Consider the following 19136-nt stretch of genomic DNA (forward strand, 5'->3'; position numbering starts at 1 on the left):
GGAATTTGTTCCGTTACGGAAACAGCCCGGAGCGTGAACTCCGGGCTGTAACGATCAGGGAAGATGATCGGGTCTCGAATCAGTTGGCCTGGCGGCGAAGAAACGCCGGAATTTCCAACTGTTCGTCTTCTGTTGCAGTTACCGGCTTCGGCGTTGCCCGCCCGGTGTTGTCCAGCTGGCCTGCAGCGCCATGGGCTGCGGGACGTTGCTGGGGCGCACGCGGGGCGGCCTGCTGGGCCGGCTGCATCTGCGGAGCAGGACGGGCAACCGGTGCGGCAGCCATGTCATGTTCCTGATCTTCTTCGTGATGGCGGCCAAGGCCGCTTGCAAGGCGACGCAGCAACCCCATCGGGCGGCGGTCGTCTTCGACGTGCTCTTCATAGCTCGGTGCCGGAGCAGGCTGCTGAGGACGCTGCTGGGCAACGGCCTGCTGAGGCTGGGCTACATTTGCAGTCTGCTGCTTTGCCTGGATTTCACGCTGAGCGATCGGCGGGAAATCCTCCACCCGCGGCATGCGCGGTGCAGGGTTATGCTCGGCGGCAACCGGCGGAATGTAAGGCTGGCTGACCGGCATGTCTTCTGCGACAGGTGCCCGGGCTTCGTCTTCGATGTCGAGCATCTGCGGCTTGGCTGCAAGCGAACCTGCTGCCGGCTGCACTTTCTTGATCTCGACAGCCGGATCGCTTGCAACGGCGACCGGCTGCGGATCCGGAATGGCAAGTTCCCGTTCCAGATTGGCAACGGCCTTGGCAGCGGCATTTTCGGCGTGGGCCTTTTCAGCCAGAGCGGCCGGGCGTTGAGTATTGATTTCCGGCGTCCGGCTTACCGCCGGAGCTTCGGCCTTTACAGGCTGAGATGCTGTTCCGGGAAACGTGTTGGCCGCAAGGCCTTCCTCCCTGTCAATGCCGGTTGCAACGACAGACACGCGGATGAGTCCATCCAGCGTCTCGTCGAAGGTCGCGCCCAGAATGATGTTGGCGTCGGCGTCAACTTCTTCTCGGATGCGGGTAGCTGCTTCATCCACTTCGAACAGCGTCAGGTCGTTGCCGCCCGTAATGGAGATGAGCAGGCCTCTTGCGCCCTTCATCGAGGATTCGTCGAGCAGCGGGTTGGCAATGGCCGCTTCCGCCGCCTGCTGTGCACGCTTTTCACCGCTGGCTTCGCCGGTGCCCATCATGGCCTTGCCCATGCCGCGCATCACGGAGCGAACGTCGGCGAAGTCGAGGTTGATGAGACCTTCCTTCACCATCAGGTCAGTGATGCAGGCAACACCAGAGTAGAGCACCTGGTCGGCCATCGCGAATGCGTCGGCGAAGGTGGTCTGGGCATTGGCAATCCGGAACAGGTTCTGGTTCGGAATGACGATCAGTGTGTCGACACTCCGCTGCAGTTCCTCGATACCGGAATCGGCGATCCGCATACGGCGAGCGCCTTCGAACTGGAACGGTTTGGTCACCACACCTACCGTCAGTATACCCTGCTCGCGTGCCGCCCGTGCGATAACGGGTGCGGCACCGGTGCCGGTTCCACCGCCCATACCGGCGGTGATGAACACCATGTGCGATCCGGACAGGTGATCGTTGATTTCGTCGATCACTTCCTCGGCAGCTGCGCAGCCGACTTCCGGCTGGGAGCCTGCACCAAGACCTTCAGTCACGGCCACGCCCATCTGGACGAGCCTGTCTGAATGGTTCATGGCCAGTGCCTGGGCATCCGTGTTGGCAACGACGAAGTCGCAGCCCTGGAGACCTGCAGTGATCATGTTATTGACGGCGTTTCCGCCCGCGCCGCCGACGCCGAAGACCGTAATGCGTGGCTTCAGCTCCTGAATGTCGGGCATCTTCAGGTTGATGGTCATATTATCCTCGCGACCCACTGGCGCCCCCGGTACGGGAGTAGCCTCTTCTTCCCTAATCTCCTCTGCCATTTCTGGCAGCTCAACTTCCTGGATGTCGTCTTCTTGGCTCATGTCGTCAGAAGCTTTCCCTGATCCATTGGCCCACGCGGGCCAGGTAACCAGATTGCCCGCCCCACCCTGATCTCCGGTTCTTGTGTTCGAACTGTTCGATCTGAGCGACCTGCGGATAAATCAAGAGACCGACAGCGGCGGCAAAAGCCGGACCTTTGGCAGCCTCGGGAAGACCGGCGACGCCTAGAGGCCGGCCAAGACGGACGTTGCGCCCCAGGATGTGACGCGCAACTTCTCCAAGACCCGTGAGCTGACTTGCGCCCCCGGTCAGAACGATCTGCTTACCGACACGCCCGGCAAAGCCGGACGCCGTAAGCCGATCCCTCACGAGTTCAAGGATTTCTTCCACGCGCGGCCGGATAACCCGGGTCAACGCCGAGCGTGGGATCTGGTTCGGCAGGTCGCTGTCGCTTTCCAGCGGCGGTACCGTGAGCATGTCACGATCGTCCGAGCTGGACGCCAGCGGCGAGCCATAAAGGGTTTTCAGGCGCTCCGCATCCTGCAGACGGGTTGCGAAAGCGCGGGCGATATCGGTAGTGACGTGATTGCCGCCAACGGCAATCGCATCCAGGTGCACCATGTGGCCATCGACGAAGACCGACAGTGTCGTCGTGCCGCCGCCCATGTCGATGCAGGCGACGCCAAGCTCGGCTTCGTCATCCACGATGGTGGACAGGCCACTGGCAAACGGCGTCGCCACCATGGTTTCCACATGAAGGTGACCGCGGTTGATGCACAGTTCCAGATTGCGCACAGGCGGAACTTCCGCCGTCACGACCTGCATGTCGACGCCCAGCTTGTGGCCCATCATGCCACGCGGATCGCGGATGCCGCGGCTGCCGTCCAGCGAATAGGAGATCGGCAAGGCGTGTGTGACGGCCCGGCCGTCGGTTACTGAATGGCTGGAGCCGGCGGAAAGCACCCGCTGGATATCGGCTTCAGACACGCTGTCGCCTGCCAGCGGAACGTTGGCGCTGTAGATCTCGCTCTGCAGGCGTCCGCAGCTGATGTTTGCGATCAGCGACTCGACCGTCACGCCGGCCATGCGCTCGGCACTGTCGACTGCCAGACGGATGGCCTGTTCGGCAGCATCCATGTCGACAACGACGCCGGACTTGATCCCGCGCGAGCGCTGATAACCGTACCCCAGCACTTCCACCTTATGGGAGCGGCTGGAGAGAATTGCCTTTTCTTCCTGCGGCACCAGTTTGGCGATCAGGCAGCAGACCTTCGTGGAGCCCACGTCCAGAACCGACATGATGACGGCACGGCGGCTCGGCAGCGGCCGCATCTTCGGCAGGTAGAGGTTGTTGTCGGAGCGGCTCATGTGTCACGCTCCTTTTTGCCTGAGCGGCCCTTGCCGCCCGTCATGACCTTGCGCTGTTCGGCAGCCTCGTCGGAGAGACGCACGGTCACGCGGTCTGCCAGACGCATGTCGATGGCAACGATATCCCGGGACAGAAGCCCGCTTTCTTCATCCATTTTCACCAGATCTGCCAAGGCGGCGTCGATGTTGTCTTGGGGCAAGCGGATCGAAATCCCGTTCTCGAGCTGCAGGTCCCAGCGGCGATCGCTGATCAGGAACGCCGCGCGCACGCGCGGACGCAGGCCCGGGACCTTCTCCAGCGCGGTGTTGATCTCGGATGCCCGGCGCTGAGCACCGTGGTTCACGACAAGCAGCAGATTGGCATAACGCCCATCCACCTCGTCGGTGATCACGTCACCTGATTCGTTTACGATCGAGACCATGTCGCCGCGCTGCCACAGCGCATAGGGCACGCGTTCCTCGATGTTGATCTGCAGCGTGCTCGGATAGAGCTTCATCACCGAAGCGCTCTTCACCCAGGCCATCTCGTTAAGACGCTCGCGAGCGCTATTGGCGTCGAACAGGGCGAGCGAGGAACCCTCGTGAATTTCCAGCGCTTCCAGGATCTGGAACTCGTTGATTTCACGCTGGCCGGACAGCTTGACGGCCTCGATGCCGAAACCAGCAGCGGACAGGAGGCTGTCGGCTACAAGCCGGCCGTGCCCCCCTATGACTATTCCATAACCAATTGTTAAGGTTAAGAAAGTCAGTGCAGCAGCAGATCCGGACCAGCGTGGCAGATCTGCCAGGCGCCCGGCCGAACGCCACACCGGCTGGCGGTGCAAACGCGGCACACCGCGCCCGCGCGGAGCCAGCTCGGCCTCCAGCGGGGTCATCGCGTCCCGGTAATGTTTGCGCCTTATCGACAGCAACTCGCGTCCTCAACCATCCAGCTGACCAGGTCCTTGAAACTCATCCCCTTGTGGGCCGCCATTTCGGGCACAAGAGAAGTCGGCGTCATGCCTGGCTGCGTGTTCACTTCTAGGCAAATCAGCTCTCCGGATCCGTCTTCCTTTTCATCGAATCGGAAGTCGGCGCGGGAAACACCGCGGCAACCCAGAGCCTGATGCGCCTTAACTGCTAGTGTCTCTATGGTTTGGTAAACAATCGGTGAAATTTTTGCAGGAAGAATGTGTTTTGAACCGCCTTGTGCATATTTTGCGTCGTAATCGTAGAAGCCGTGACCTAACGGCACTATGTCGATGACACCCAGGGCAGTGTCATCCATGACGGCACAGGTCAGCTCCCGCCCGCTGATGAACTTTTCGCACATCAGAACGTCAGGGTAAGGCCAGTCCTCCCGACCCAGTTCCTGTGGCGGAAACTCTTGATCTTCCTTGACAATCAGCACCCCGAAGCTCGATCCCTCGTTGATGGGTTTCAGCACATATGGCGGCTTCATCGGATGCTCGCGGGTGATCTCCCGGCGGTTGACAACAAGGTGTTCCGTGACTGGAATTCCGGCTGCATTCATCACCGCTTTTGCCTTCACCTTGTTCATTGCAAGGCTCGAGGCGAGCACACCGGAATGTGTGTACGGGATGTTAAGAACTTCTAATATTCCCTGAACGCAGCCATCCTCGCCGAAGGGACCGTGAAGAGCGTTAAAGACCACATCGGGCTTCAAATCTTTGAGAACAGCGGAAATATTGCGGTCAACATCGACCCTGGTGACCCGGTAGCCGGCTTCTTCCAGCGCATCGGCGCAGCCCTTGCCGCTGGCGAGGCTTACAGGACGCTCGTTAACCCAGCCCCCCATCAGAACAGCGACATGTTTGCTTGCCATCAGGCAGCCTCCCCTTCCTTGCCCAGAAATGGCTCGATAGCCCCCTGTGAACCGAATTCACCCAGGCGCTTGATCTCCCACTCCAGGCGGATACCGCTGTGCGCCAGCACGCGCGCGCGCACGGTTTCCCCCAGCAGTTCGAGATCATGTCCGGTGGCCGTTCCGGTATTGATCATGAAGTTGCAATGCATTTCGGACATTTGCGCTCCACCGACGGTCAGGCCACGGCAGCCTGCCGCGTCGACCTCTTTCCATGCCGACGTACCGGGCGGGTTCTTGAAGGTGGATCCGCCGGTCTTTTCACGGATCGGTTGCGCCCGTTCACGGTGGGCGACAACGTCGGCCATTTCCTGCCGGATCGAGGCTTCGTCCTGCGGCACGCCTTCAAAGACGGCGGAGGTAAAGATCAGGTCTTTCGAAGCCTCCGAGTGGCGATAGGCATAGCCCATGTCCTCATTCGTCAGAACGTGGCGGTTACCGTCCCGGTCGACCGCGGTCAGCTCCACCATGCGCTCGCGGGTTTCCGTGCCGTGAGCGCCCGCATTCATGCGCAGCGCACCGCCCAGACCGCCAGGAATACCTGTGTAAAACGCAAAACCGCCGAGACCGGCCTTGGCCGCAGCCTCCGCCAGACGCTTGTCCGGCACGGCCGCCCCTGCCCTCAACCTGTTACCGCCGACTTCCTCGATGGAACCGAAGCCCTTTGCACTCAGGCGAATGACAACGCCCTTCAGGCCGCCGTCACGGATCAGCAGGTTGGAACCCAGCCCTACCGGCAGCACCGGAACATCTTTCGGAAGCTTTTTCAGGAAGGCAGCAAGGTCGTCTTCATCCGCCGGCTGGAACATCAACTGCGCGGGACCACCAGTGCGGAACCACGTGACTGCAGACAGTGGCTGGTTGGCCGTCAGCTTGCCGCCGATACCTTCGGCAAGCTCCGGATACTGCTCCAGCAGATCGGGAAACGCCATGTGACGTCCTCCTTAAAGCTCTTCCAGCTGTTTCGGCAGCGCGTATGCCCACTGGGTGATGTTGCCGGCCCCGAGGCAAACCACGAAGTCGCCCGGCTCGGCCAGTTCCTTGACAAGCGCCGGCAGTTCTTCCGGGCCCTCGATCGCCCGAACGTTCCTGTGACCGCGGGTCTTCATGCCCGAGACGAGATCGGTATGTGCCGCTCCCTCGATCGGCTGCTCCCCCGCGGCGTAGACAGGAGCGATAATCACCGCGTCCGCATCGTTGAAGCAGTTCGAGAAATCATCGAACAGGCTGTGCAGGCGCGAATAGCGATGCGGCTGCATCACCGCGATTACCTTGCCTTTTGTCGACTCGCGCGCCGCATGGAGCACGGCCTTGATTTCAACAGGGTGGTGGCCGTAATCGTCGAAAATCTGAACGCCGCCCACCGTGCCGGTGTGCGTGAAGCGCCGCTTGACCCCGCCGAAGGCGGCAATGCCTTTTCTGAGATCGTCCGCCTCGACACCAAGCTGTGAGGCAACCGCGATGGCCGCGGTGGCATTCGAAACGTTGTGAAGGCCCGGCATCGGCAGCGTCAGATCGTTCAGTTCGATCACCTGCCCGCTGCGGCGGTCACGAAGGGTCACGGAGAAGATCGACTTGCCGCCGTCCATCGAGACATCCGTGTAACGCACGTCGGCCTGCGGGTTGGCGCCATAAGTCACGACACGCCGGTCTTCGATGGTCCCGATCATCGTCTGGACTTCGGGATGGTCGAGACACATCACCGCAAAGCCATAGAAGGGAACATTTTCAACGAACTGCCGGAAGGCAGCGCGTACGCCGGCGAAGTCGCCGTAGTGATCCAGATGCTCCGGGTCGATGTTGGTGACGATGGCGACATCAGCCGGCAGCTTGACGAAGGTGCCGTCGCTCTCGTCTGCCTCGACAACCATCCAGTCACCCTCGCCCATGCGGGCATTGGTGCCATAGGCATTGATGATACCGCCGTTGATCACCGTCGGATCCAGACCGCCGGCATCGAGAAGTGCGGCAACCATCGACGTGGTCGTGGTCTTGCCGTGTGTGCCGCCAACGGCGATCGCCTGCTTGAAGCGCATCAGCTCGGCCAGCATTTCCGCCCGCCGCACCACAGGGATCAGCTTTTCGCGGGCCGCGACCAGTTCCGGGTTGTCCTTCTTGATGGCGGAAGACACGACCAGCACCTCGGCATCGCCGAGGTTTTCTGCGGCGTGGCCAATGGACACGTTGATGCCGTTGTCACGAAGTCGCTGAACATTGGCGTTTTCCGCCATGTCCGAGCCTTGTACCGTGTAGCCGAGGGTCTTCAGCACTTCGGCAATCCCGCTCATGCCGATACCGCCGATGCCGACAAAATGAACCGGTCCGATGTCCTGCGGCATCTTCATGGCCGTTCTCCTTGTTTTGCTGCGACCTTCTCGACGAGGTCGGCAAGTCTCTTCACCGCGTCAGGCCTGGCGACGCTGCGCGCCTTTAGCGCTGCTTCGCCCAGCATTTCGGGTGCATTCATGAATCGGGTGATTTCCTGGGCCAACCGCTCCGGATAAAGGTCGACCTGACGGATCGGCCAGGCCCCACCTGCTTTTTCAAGCACCTTGGCATTGGCAGCCTGGTCCTGATCAATGGCTCCGGGCAACGGCACCAGAATGGAGGGACGGCCAAGCACACTGAGCTCGCTGACCGACGACGCACCGGACCGGCAGATCACCAGATGCGCCTGGGCAATCCGCTGTGGCATGTCCTGGAAGAACGGCGCGCATTCGGCCTGAACGCCCAGACTGTCGTAAACTGCCTGTACCCGCTCCATGTCCTCCGGACGGCACTGCTGCACGATCCGCAAACGGGCGCGGATGTCGGCAGGCAGTTTTTCAAGCGCCGGCGGCAACAGGTCGGAAAAGAAGCGTGCGCCCTGGGATCCGCCGAAGACCAGCAGGTTGAACGTTCCACCAGTGAGCGGTGCCGAGTAGGGCAACTCCGCAGCCGCGAGGACGGCGTCCCGAACAGGGTTGCCCGTTTCAGTCAGCTTGGCCTTGAAATCCGCCGGCAGATCTTCGATCGGCACGCTTGTGGCAATGGCGGTCACGCCCTTCGCCAACAGGCGGTTGGCCCGCCCCATGACGCCGTTTGCTTCGTGCAGGATGGAGGGCGTGCCCGTGAGCCGGGCAGCATACATCGGCGGAAACGTCGGATAACCACCAAACCCGGCCACGACATCCGGCTTCAAGGCCTTGATCACCTTGCGTGCCTGCAGCGTTCCAAGAAACAGTTTTACTGCAGTCTTCGCCAGCAGGAAAGGATTGCGCCCCCGGATGGTCTCTGAGGCGATGATGTGAACCTTGCGAGCGGGAAAGGCGCTGCCGTATTTGTCGGCCCGTTCGTCGGTTGCAAGTTCCACGGTCCAGCCTCGCCGGATCAACTCGCTGGCCAGCGCCTGTGCGGGGAAGAGGTGGCCGCCCGTTCCGCCGGCCGTCAGTAAAACAGTTTTGCTCATGAGTGCGGCTTGGGGCCTTACATCAGGGAAGAGGGTGAAAGCCGGCTCACCGTGACGACATCACCGCGCGACGGCTGCGGCCGCCTGCGCGTGAGCGCCAGAATGGCACCAGCGGTCATGGCGGACGACAAGAGCGACGACCCGCCGTAGGAAACGAAAGGCAGGGTCATGCCCTTGGACGGAATGAGGTGAAGGTTCACCGCGAGATTGATCGTGGCCTGCAGGCCGAACAGCACGGTCAGTCCTGCTGTGGCAAGACGACTGAAGGCATCCTGATCACGGCTGGCGTGACGCAGGCCTCTCAAGACAATGAATGCAAAGACGGAGACAAGCAGCAGACAGGCGATTACGCCGAACTCCTCGCCGACAACGGCGAAGATGAAGTCTGTGTGGCTGTCCGGCAGGATCCGCTTGACGGTGCCCTCCCCCGGACCACGGCCCAGCCACCCACCTGCAAGAAAGGAATCCTTGGCCGTATCGATCTGGAAGGTGTCACCGGAGCTCGGGTCCAGGAACCGGTCCACGCGGTTGGTCACGTGCGGCAGGAAGGCATAGGCGGCAAACAGGCCGACGATCCCGATGACGCCAAGCGCCATGATGATGAGCCAGGAAATCCCGTTCAGAAAGAACAGCCCTGCCCAGACCAGGCCGAGTAGCATGGTCTGACCGAAGTCCGGCTGGGCGATCAGGAGAGCCGCGCAAACCGCAAAGAGTACAAAGGCGAAGAGCACTCCAGGCACCTCGCGTCGGCGGCCACTTTCCGACAGAAGGAAGGCGATCAGGATCACGAAGGCAGGCTTCAGGAATTCGGACGGCTGTATCGACAACCCGGCGATATAGATCCAGCGCCGCGCACCCTTGGCCTCAAACCCCAGGAACAGGGTGGCAACCATCATCAGCAGCGACACGATGAACAGGATGAGTGCCGCTCGCCGGACCATGCGCGGCGTCATAAGCGAGCCGGCAAGCATGATCGTCAGGGCCGGTATCAGGAACATGGCCTGTCGCTTGACGAAATAGAAGGTTTCAACGCCGATGCGTTCGGCAACCGGTGGACTGGCTGCAAACGAAAGCACCACACCGCCAACCATCAGCAGGCTGAAGGCGGCAAGCAGATAGTGGTCCACTGTCCAGAGCCATTCCGCAAAGCGGCTGCGATCGGCGCGCGAAACCATATCAGGCGACCTCCTGGGTATTGCCGGAATTGGGCAAGGCACGCACCGCATCTACAAAAGCAGCGCCCCGCAGTTCAAAATTCGGGAATTGATCGAAGCTCGCACAGGCGGGCGACAAAAGTATGGCGATTTCCGCCGCACCGTCCTCTGCCGCCTCGGCAGCGGCGTCCTGCACGGCCTCGGTCAGCGTTCCGCTGATCTTGAAGGGCACGCGGCCATCCAGCGTCTTGGCGAAATCCTGAGCCGCCTCTCCGATCAGAAAGGTCTTGGCGATCTTCGGGAAATATTCGTCAAGCGAGGAGATCCCGCCTGCCTTGGCCCGGCCACCCGCGATCCAGTAGATCCGATCGAAACTTGCCAATGCTCTGGCCGCAGCGTCAGCGTTGGTAGCCTTGGAATCGTTGATATAGAGAACCCGGCCCTTCTTCTCCACCACTTCCATGCGGTGATGAAGTCCCGGGAAGGTCTTGAGGGCTTCTGCGATCTGCGCTGCCGGAATTTCCAGCGCACGCAGAGCCGCGAAGGCGGCCGCCGCATTCTGTCCGTTGTGGTCACCGCGGAGGCTGTCGATCCCGCCAAGCAGGGCTACTTCGATCTGGCTACCGTCATGCGCCTCGATCAGTCTCCCGTGGCAAGCGTAGATACCGTTGGTGAGTTCCTTCTCACCAGCGATCCGGCACACGGGCTTGCGTGCAAGTTCAAGCCTGTCGGCAATTGCTGAGGACAACCGGTCGTCAACTCCCACAACCGCGACCTTGGCACCGGCAACAAGCCGCTCCTTGATAGCGGCGTAGTTTTCCATGGACCCGTGACGATCGAGATGATCCGGTGACAGGTTCATGTGAATGCCGACCGTTGCATCCAGGGTCGGCGCCAGATCGATCTGGTAGGAAGAGCACTCCACCACATAGTGCCGACCGGGTTGCGGAGGATCGAGCTCCAGAACCGGCGTCCCGATGTTGCCGCCGAGTTGCACGTCCCGGCCCAGGGCCTTCAGGAGATGCGCGATCAGGGCGGTGGTCGTCGACTTGCCATTGGTACCGGTAATCGCAATCAGCGGCGCGGACGGGCATTGTTTGCGCCGCTCACGGCAGAAAAGCTCGACATCGCCGACAATCTCGACTCCCGCATCACGCGCCAGCTCCACCGACCAGTGCGGCACCGGATGGGTCAGCGGTACCCCCGGAGCAAGAACCAGTGCGGCAACGTCCGACCAGTCAAGGTCCCGAAGGTCTTGGGTTGCAAGCCCCTCGCCGGCAGCTTGTGCGACCCGGGTTTCGTTGTCGTCGAAACAGACCACATCCGCACCACCTGCCTTCAGCGCGCGCGCCGTTGCAAGCCCGGACCCGCCGAGCCCGAACAGGGCAACCTTTCTGCCGTCGAATGTGGTGACCGGGATCATGCGCCTACCTCAGCTTCAAGGTTGCGAGGCCGAGCAGGGCAAGCACGACGGAAATGATCCAGAAGCGGATCACCACCTGGCTTTCGGTCCAGCCCATGATCTCGAAATGATGGTGGATCGGCGCCATGCGGAAGACCCGCTTGCCGGTCAGCTTGAAGGAGAACACCTGCACGATGACCGACACGGCTTCGAGCACGAAGAGGCCTCCAATGATGGCCAGAACAATCTCGTGCTTGGTGGCAACCGCGATCGCGCCGATCATGCCGCCGAGAGCAAGTGATCCTGTGTCACCCATGAAGATGGCCGCCGGAGGGGCGTTGAACCACAGGAAGCCGAGACCCGCGCCGATCACGGCACCACAGATGACGGCAAGTTCACCAGTGCCGGCAACGTGGTGGATCTGGAGATAGCTGGCAAATACCGCATTACCGGAAAGATAGGCAATCAGGCCGAAGGAAGCGCAGGCGATCATCACCGGTACGATTGCCAGACCATCGAGACCGTCGGTCAGGTTGACCGCGTTCCCCGCGCCAACCATCACGAAGGCCGCGAAGGGAATGAAGAAAAGACCGAGATTGAGAGTCAGATCCTTGATGAAGGGAAAGGTGATCGCTTCCGAGTATTCGGACACATCCAGAAGGGTAACCGCGAAGGCCGCGCCGCCCGCGATCAGGAACTCCAGGCCCAACCGGGCCTTGCCGCCAAATCCCTTGTGCGAGGACTTGGTGACCTTCAGGTAGTCATCATAAAAACCGATGCCGCCGAACCCGAGGGTGACGCCAATGACCACCCAGACGTAAGGGTTGGAAAGATCCGACCAAAGCAATGCCGCGACCAGGGCCCCTGACAGGATCATCAACCCGCCCATAGTGGGCGTGCCTTTCTTGGTCAGGAGATGGCTTTCAGGTCCGTCGGCGCGGATCGGCTGCCCATGCCCTTGCCGGATCCGAAGACTGGCGATGATTTTCGGACCGAACAGGAAAACGAAAAACAGCGCGGTCATGATCGCGCCACCGGTTCGGAAAGTGATGTAACGGAACACGTTCAGCGCTGAAATCTGATCCGCGAATTGCCCCAAGAAATAAAACATCCAATGCCCCTTACGCCGCTGCGGTGTCGTCCGCAGGCGGATATTCTTTTTTCAAGGCCTCGACAAGCGGGCCCATCCGGGTTCCGAGCGATCCCTTGATCATAACAACATCACCGGAACGGACGTCGCCCAAAAGCACGTCTTCCAGATCTTTTGCTTCTTCGCAGTAGTGTCCGCGCAGGTCATGCGGCAGCAGCTTCCAGAGCGCATGCATATGCGGTCCCGCGCAATAGACCGCGTCGATATCGGCGTCGGTAATCGGCTGGAGCAACTCCGCGTGCAAACGGTCGGCATCGGTCCCCAGTTCGCGCATGTCTCCAATGACGGCAATACGGCGACCCGGCCTTGTGACAGGCGCCTCGCCCAGCACGGCAAGTGCTGCCTTCATAGAGGCGGGATTGGCGTTGTAGCTCTCGTCGATAAGGTTGAACTCGCCCTTCTGAATGGGCAGACGGGTCACCTCGCCGCGACCCTTGGGTGCGCGCATGGAATCGAGTGCCAGTCCTGCTTTTGCAAGATCCGCCCCCAGATCCACGACCGCGGTCAGAACCGCCAGGCTGTTCTTGACGTGGTGTTTGCCCGACGCCCCGATCTTGTAGGTGATTTCCTGGCCCAGAATGCTGGCATCGACACTCGATCCGGCCGGATAGGAAACGGCCTTCTGGAGATGGCTGTCTGCCGAAGGGTCTTCGCCAAATGTTTGGATTTTGGAAACACCCGCAGCAGCCGCCAGAAACTTCAGCAGGTCGAATTGCAGATTGTCCTTGTTCAGGATCGCAATTCCACCAGGCTCCAGTCCGTCGAAAATTTCGGCCTTTGCCTTGGCTATCTGCTCGACGCTGTCGAAGAATTCCAGGTGTACCGGCTGAACGGTGGTGATGATCACCACGTGCGGGCGCACCATCTTTACCAGCGGCGAGATTTCGCCCGCATGGTTCATGCCGATCTCGAAGACACCGAAATCCGTGTCGGCGGGCATGCGTGCCAATGTCAGCGGTACGCCCCAATGGTTGTTGAAAGAGGCAACCGAGGCATGAACCTTGCCGGATTCTGTCAGTGTCAGGCGCAGCGCTTCCTTCGTGCCGGTCTTGCCGACAGAACCGGTGACCGCGACAATGCGGGCATTGCTGCGGGCCCGCGCTGCGACACCGAGCTTGCGCATGGCTTCAAGCGGATCATCCACAACCACATAGCGGCCATCTTCGGGCAGATCGGACAAGCGATCCTCGCCAACCAGCGCCACAGATGCGCCGGCTTCCAGTGCGGCGGCAACATAATCGTGCCCGTCCAGACGGTCGCCGGTGATCGCGACGAATGCATCACCCGGCTCCAGCGTCCGGCTGTCTATGGATATACCGGTAATTTCAGCGCCAGCATCACCCTGAAGGCGGCCACCGGCAGCTTCAACAAAGGCATCAAGGGTCCAAAGCGGGTCGCTCATGTGTTTCCTTCAAGACTGATGGCGCGCTTTACGGCTTCGTGATCGGAAAAGGGAATCACTGTGTCGCCAACAATCTGGCCCGTTTCGTGACCTTTTCCGGCCACACACAGGATATCGCCATCCTTTAGGCGGCGAACTCCCTCTGCGATCGCTTCATACCGGTCGCCAATCTCCATTGCATCGGGTGCGCCACCCAACACCGCCTTGCGAATGGTCGCCGGATCTTCCGAGCGGGGATTGTCGTCCGTGACGATAACCAGATCGGCCCTGCGAGCTGCGACTTCCCCCATCAACTCGCGTTTTCCGGGGTCCCTGTCGCCACCGGCGCCGATGATCACGGACAGCTTGCCACGGGCAAACGGCTTCAAAGCCGCAAGGGCGTTATCAAGCGCGTCCGGCTTGTGGGCGTAATCGACAAAAACCAACCCGCCTGCTGGCGTCTTGCCGGCAAGTTCAAGACGGCCTGGAGCCCCCTTCAGGTTTTCAAGGGCGCGCAAGGCAGTTCCCGTGTCGATGCCAGCGGCAATCGCGAGACCCGCAGCAATGAGTGCGTTGGAAACCTGGAAGCGACCGATCAGGGGCAGCGTCACCTTGTATTCGCCGCGCGCACTCTGGATCGTCAGTTCCTGCCCTGCCCCCATCGGCTTCAGGCCGGTCAGGGTGAGGTTCCGGCCGGTTTCTCCGACCGTGAAGAGCGGCAATCCTCGCTCCTGCGCGACCGCCATGACCCTGTCAGCATATTTCTCACCCGGATCGCAGACCACTGTGCCGCCTGACGGAAGCAACTCTTTGAACAGGCGAAGTTTTGCATTCAGGTAATGCTCGATCGTCGGATGATAATCCATGTGATCGCGGCCAAGATTGGTGAAGGCAGCCGCCGTCAGCCGAACACCGTCCAGCCGGTACTGATCGAGACCGTGCGAAGAGGCCTCAAGCGCCGCGTGATTGACACCTTCTTCTTCCAGCTCCGCCAACTGCTTGTGCAAGGCAACCGGGTCCGGCGTTGTCAGGCCGCCGTAGCTTTCCCCATCCGGCTTGATAACGCCCAGTGTACCAAGACTTGCGGCAGGATGGCCTGCAGACTGGAAAATCTGGCGGGCGAAATGAGCAACGGATGTCTTGCCCGCAGTTCCGGTGACGGCAACGATAGTGTCGGGTTGAGCTCCGTAGAAACGGGCCGCCATTCTTGCAAAAACCTGACGAGGCTCTGCGGCACTGACAACGGCAACCGTGTTCGGCACCTGTGCACGCACTGCATCTGCGGCCTCTTCAGCACACAGAATGGCAATTGCCCCGGCCGCTGCTGCGTCCGGGGCGAATTTTGTCCCGTCGACGGAAGCCCCCTTGAAGGCGGCAAACAAGAAGCCCGGCTGAACTTTGCGGCTATCAGCCGTCAGCCCCGTAATTTTCCGGGCCTCTGCCGCTTCGGGCAAGGTCAGCCCGGCAGCTAAATACTCAAGATCCATCTCACCCGATCATCCGGTTTGTGCGTCGTCATTAATGAGCTTTTTCGGAAAACCGGATTTCGGCTGCGACCCCGCCGGTTTTCAAAGCTCAACTCGTCTCCTTAATAGGAAATCTCGATTGGTTCATCCCCTTTGCTGAACCGCGGCATCACACCAAGCATGGGAGCCGAGCGGCGAACGATTGCGCCAACCATCGGCGCAGCGTTCAGACCAGCCGTCGCACCAATGCCGTCGCGTTCCGGTTTCGGCTCGTCGATAACGACCAGAACCACGTAGCGCGGGTCGTCCATCGGGAAGGCCGACAGGAACGAGTTGCGGCGCTTGTTGTTGACATATCGACCGTTCTCGATCTTCTCCGCAGTGCCCGTCTTGCCACCGACCGTGTACCCCGGGACATCGGCCCGGCGGCCCGAACCGGAGAGCACGTTCAGCCTGAAGAGATAACGCATCATGCGGCTCGTTTCCGGAGAAACGACTTGTTTGCCAAGCTTTTGCACGTCTTCGGGGCTTCTCGGCAGGAAGGTTGGCGGAAGCAGGACGCCACCATTCACCAGCGCCGCGGCGGCAACGGCGGTCTGCATCGGCGTTACCGAGATACCGTGCCCGAACGAGATGGTCATCGCCGCCAGCTCGTTCCACTTCGGCGGCAGCAGCGGCGCTGCATTTTCCGGCAACTCGGTCTGCAGACGATCAGTCAGGTGCAGGCGCTTCAGGAAGTCCTGCTGGCGCGCAATACCGGTCGCCAGCATCATTTTTGCGGTGCCGATGTTGGATGAATAGATGAAGATTTCAGGCACCGACAGGATGCGGTGTTTCCCGTGGAAATCCGAAATCGTGCGGCCGCCAGCCCTGATCGGACGGGTCGCATCGAAGCTGTCATTGATCGAGACAGCCCCCGAATCCAGTGCCATCGCGGTCGTGAAGGTCTTGAAGACCGATCCCATTTCAAAGACACCACCGGTCGCCCGGTTCAGGCGGTCCTTTTCCAGGGCCTGGGCCCGGTCGTTCGGGTCATAGTCCGGCAGCGAGGACATGGCGACCACTTCGCCGGTCTTCACATCCAGAACGATACCGGCCGCGGCGATCGCCTTGTAGCGTTCCATCGCCTTCACGAGCTCATCGCGCACGACATGCTGGACGCGCAGGTCAACGGACAGCTTCACCGGCTCCATCGTACGGTCGGACGTAAAGCCAAGCGACTGAAGGTCCCTCAACCAGGAGTCATCGATGTATTTTTCGATCCCGGCGAGGCCCTGATTGTCGACGTTGACGGAACCAACGATATGGCCCGCGGTCGGCCCACCCGGATAGAAACGCTGGTTTTCCGAAAGGAAGCCGATACCCGGCAGGCCGAGATTGTGAACTCTTTCGGCCTGCTGCGGGGTCATTTCACGCTTCAGCCAGACGAAGCCGGCGCCGCTTTCCAGACGACGACGCACGAGACCCTCGTTCAGATCCGGCACGATACGGATCAACCCCTCGACCGCCTCATCCACATCCATGATGCGGCGTGGTTCAGCGTAAAGCGAAGCCGTCTTGATGTCGGTAGCAAGGATCTCGCCGTTCCTGTCGATCAGGTCCGGACGGGAGGCAGCAACGGAATCCTGCGCCGAAATCCAGGCATGGGACGGCGCCTCTTCCATTTGCGCCAGCATGACCAGCCGGCCCGCGATCGCAACATAGACGCAGGCAAAGGCAAGCATGGCCACATAGACACGGGATTTGACCGCGCTGGCGGAGACGGAGTCCCTTGTCGCCCGCGGATGAGCCCGTCTTACCTGAAGGAAGCTGGCCGGTTCACTAACCATCGTCATGACCGCGCCCTCACTGGATCACAGCAGACGAGCCGGCATAGCCGCCCATCTGACTGCCACCGATTGGCTCCAGCATCACAGGACGCGCCGGGAGATCTTCCGTTGTCACGATCTGCTTCACATCAAGCGGTTCAAGAAGAAGATAATCGTTATAGCGTTCGACAAGGGACTGCAGCCGGTCCGGCTTGTTGAGAAGGCTCCACTCCGCCTTCAGATGACGAATGGAGTCGCGCTCCTCATCGATCTGCCGCTTCAGATCGGCAACCTTCTCCGCAGACTTCGTCGCCGCGAGCTTCATGTCATAGACCGTCGCCGCGCCGATCACGACCGCCAGTATGAACACGATGTTCAGCGTTCGAACCATATTAGCCCCCTAGCCCATGGAAGGCTGCGAGACGTGGGACACCCGCCTGATGGATGTCCAGCTCTCGCGCCTCAGCTTCGGTCCGCCGCCCGGCCCGAAGCTTCGCGGATCTTGCCCGCGGATTGATGTCCGTTTCAGCGCCGGCAGCTTCCACCGCCTTGCGCGTCAACAATTCGAATGTCGCCGGAGGCACGTCTTCCTCCGGCATATGTCGTGATCCGCCACCGCGGGTCCGGGTCCGATCCTGGAAGAACCGCTTGACGATACGGTCTTCGAGGGAATGGAAACTCACCAGCACAAGGCGTCCGCCCGGCTTCAGAATCCGCTCGGCCGCGCCCAGCGCTTCAGCCGCCTGATGCAACTCGCCGTTCACATAGATCCGCAGCGCCTGGAAGGTTCGCGTTGCCGGATGGATCTGAGCCTTCTTGGGCGACCGGCCAAGCACCTTTTCGATCAGGTTCGCCAGCTCCAGGGTCCGGGTAAATGGCTTTTCCTTGCGGGACCTGTCGATGGCGTGCGCAACTGTCGTCGCCCGCTTTTCCTCGCCCAACAGACCGATGACGCGGATCAGATCCTTCACTGGCAGCTCATTCACGACATCCGCAGCCGATGGCCCGGCCTGCTCCATACGCATGTCCAAAGGTCCATCGCGCAGGAATGAAAAGCCGCGATCAGCCTCATCAAGCTGCATGGAAGAAACGCCGAGATCGAGAACCACACCGTCGACACCATCGAAACCGCAACCGCGGGCATGCGTTTCAAGACCCGCAAATTGACCCGGCACGAGCATCAGCCGGCCTTCGGAAGCTTTCACAAGCTCCTGCCCGCCGGCAATCGCGTCCGGATCCCGGTCGATACCGATCACATGGGCACCACGTTCCAGAATTGCGCGGGAATAACCTCCGGCACCGAAAGTACCGTCGACAATCACCTCGCCGGGCTGCGGCGCAAGCCACTCCAGAACCTCTTTCAGGAGAACCGGCACATGGCGCTCGGGTCCGCCAGCGTCAGAAGCAACGTCTCTGTCGCCGAGCGCCATCATACCGGCTCTCCCTGAGAGGATGCGGAGCTTTGCCCCGACAGCATCGCGAGCGCACGCCGTTGGGCCTCTGCGCGGTACTCGCGAAACTTTTCAGGTTCCCAGATCTGGAACTTGTAATTCATGCCGACGAAGGTGACCTGGTCGGTAATTCCGGTGTGTTCGCGGATCATGTCGGAAATGGTCATGCGGCCATCCCCATCGATCCTCGGGTTTTCACTGGCGCCGAACAGGGCGATCGCCAGTGCATCATGATCGGGAGAGAGCTTTGCAAAGGCTTCCGAGCGCTTGTTGATTTCAGCAAGCAGATCGTTTCCGCCCGCATCGACAGCCGCGCAGTGTGAAGAAGCAATGCAATATAGGCCTTCAAATCCATCTCTCGCCAATACCGTACGGAAGGGCGCCGGGATCGACACGCGACCCTTGGCATCCAGCCGGTTGGTAAAGTGAGAAACAAAGCCGGCCATTCATCCCCTCGAAACGGGTCCCCACCCGTTCAAATCCCAAGTTCACCCGCAAATGAGAGGAAGGCCGGCAACTTGCCCGGACACGCAATTTGCAAAAACGGCACTTTCAGAACCGTTAAATCGATGTCCATGACCCTACTGAGATGGGCCTGCGCTCCCCATTCTGGGTATTTATGGGATACCATGGGAAATCATGGGCGGTCAATGGAATCTCACGGATTCCGGCTCGATTTGATCGCACACGCCCCCGTCGAGAGACCTTAAGGCAAA

General features: G+C 60.7%; 16 protein-coding genes. All 16 read right to left on the minus strand.

The window, feature by feature from the left end; translation table 11 throughout:
* Positions 1–79 precede the first annotated feature (79 nt).
* Positions 80–1858: a cell division protein FtsZ gene (gene ftsZ / locus ACVDG9_RS17660; RefSeq protein ID WP_062491483.1), complete on the minus strand. Its 1779-nt coding sequence runs from the start codon at positions 1856–1858 to the stop codon at positions 80–82.
* Positions 1859–1973: 115 nt separating this feature from the next.
* Positions 1974–3296, minus strand: a complete 1323-nt coding sequence (ftsA, locus tag ACVDG9_RS17665) for a cell division protein FtsA (protein WP_023000498.1) — start codon at positions 3294–3296, stop codon at positions 1974–1976.
* A complete protein-coding gene (locus tag ACVDG9_RS17670; RefSeq protein WP_023000497.1) occupies positions 3293–4171 on the minus strand; it encodes a cell division protein FtsQ/DivIB in 879 nt (292 codons plus the stop codon). The genes ftsA and ACVDG9_RS17670 overlap by 4 nt, the downstream gene beginning before the upstream one ends.
* A gap of 23 nt (positions 4172–4194) precedes the next feature.
* Positions 4195–5121, minus strand: coding sequence for a D-alanine--D-alanine ligase (locus tag ACVDG9_RS17675; protein WP_023000496.1), 927 nt, complete (start codon positions 5119–5121; stop codon positions 4195–4197).
* Complete coding sequence (gene murB, locus ACVDG9_RS17680) at positions 5121–6092, minus strand: UDP-N-acetylmuramate dehydrogenase (RefSeq protein WP_447238581.1); 972 nt, start codon at positions 6090–6092, stop codon at positions 5121–5123. Before murB ends, ACVDG9_RS17675 begins: the two co-directional genes overlap by 1 nt.
* A 12-nt stretch (positions 6093–6104) precedes the next feature.
* Complete coding sequence (murC, locus tag ACVDG9_RS17685; protein ID WP_447238582.1) at positions 6105–7505, minus strand: UDP-N-acetylmuramate--L-alanine ligase; 1401 nt, start codon at positions 7503–7505, stop codon at positions 6105–6107.
* Positions 7502–8608, minus strand: a complete 1107-nt coding sequence (murG, locus tag ACVDG9_RS17690) for an undecaprenyldiphospho-muramoylpentapeptide beta-N-acetylglucosaminyltransferase (protein ID WP_447238583.1) — start codon at positions 8606–8608, stop codon at positions 7502–7504. The genes murC and murG overlap by 4 nt, the downstream gene beginning before the upstream one ends.
* 17 nt (positions 8609–8625) lie before the next feature.
* Positions 8626–9783, minus strand: a complete 1158-nt coding sequence (gene ftsW, locus ACVDG9_RS17695) for a putative lipid II flippase FtsW (protein ID WP_023000492.1) — start codon at positions 9781–9783, stop codon at positions 8626–8628.
* 1 nt (position 9784) lies between these two features.
* Entirely contained in the window at positions 9785–11185 is a 1401-nt protein-coding gene (gene murD / locus ACVDG9_RS17700; protein WP_447238584.1) for a UDP-N-acetylmuramoyl-L-alanine--D-glutamate ligase, read from the minus strand.
* A gap of 4 nt (positions 11186–11189) precedes the next feature.
* Positions 11190–12275 carry a phospho-N-acetylmuramoyl-pentapeptide-transferase gene (gene mraY, locus ACVDG9_RS17705; protein ID WP_023000490.1) on the minus strand — a complete coding sequence of 362 codons (1086 nt, stop codon included), beginning with the start codon at positions 12273–12275 and terminating at the stop codon, positions 11190–11192.
* A gap of 10 nt (positions 12276–12285) precedes the next feature.
* Complete coding sequence (locus ACVDG9_RS17710) at positions 12286–13716, minus strand: UDP-N-acetylmuramoylalanyl-D-glutamyl-2,6-diaminopimelate--D-alanyl-D-alanine ligase (RefSeq protein WP_447238585.1); 1431 nt, start codon at positions 13714–13716, stop codon at positions 12286–12288.
* A complete protein-coding gene (locus tag ACVDG9_RS17715; protein ID WP_062488123.1) occupies positions 13713–15182 on the minus strand; it encodes a UDP-N-acetylmuramoyl-L-alanyl-D-glutamate--2,6-diaminopimelate ligase in 1470 nt (489 codons plus the stop codon). The genes ACVDG9_RS17710 and ACVDG9_RS17715 overlap by 4 nt, the downstream gene beginning before the upstream one ends.
* A 101-nt stretch (positions 15183–15283) precedes the next feature.
* A complete protein-coding gene (locus ACVDG9_RS17720) occupies positions 15284–16996 on the minus strand; it encodes a peptidoglycan D,D-transpeptidase FtsI family protein (RefSeq protein ID WP_023014553.1) in 1713 nt (570 codons plus the stop codon).
* 10 nt (positions 16997–17006) lie between these two features.
* Positions 17007–17360 carry a cell division protein FtsL gene (gene ftsL, locus ACVDG9_RS17725; RefSeq protein WP_023000486.1) on the minus strand — a complete coding sequence of 118 codons (354 nt, stop codon included), beginning with the start codon at positions 17358–17360 and terminating at the stop codon, positions 17007–17009.
* A gap of 1 nt (position 17361) precedes the next feature.
* Entirely contained in the window at positions 17362–18399 is a 1038-nt protein-coding gene (gene rsmH, locus ACVDG9_RS17730; RefSeq protein WP_522731720.1) for a 16S rRNA (cytosine(1402)-N(4))-methyltransferase RsmH, read from the minus strand.
* A complete protein-coding gene (locus ACVDG9_RS17735) occupies positions 18399–18866 on the minus strand; it encodes a division/cell wall cluster transcriptional repressor MraZ (RefSeq protein ID WP_023000484.1) in 468 nt (155 codons plus the stop codon). The genes rsmH and ACVDG9_RS17735 overlap by 1 nt, the downstream gene beginning before the upstream one ends.
* Positions 18867–19136: the final 270 nt, after the last annotated feature.

The sequence above is a fragment of the Roseibium sp. RP-7 genome (assembly GCF_053005225.1).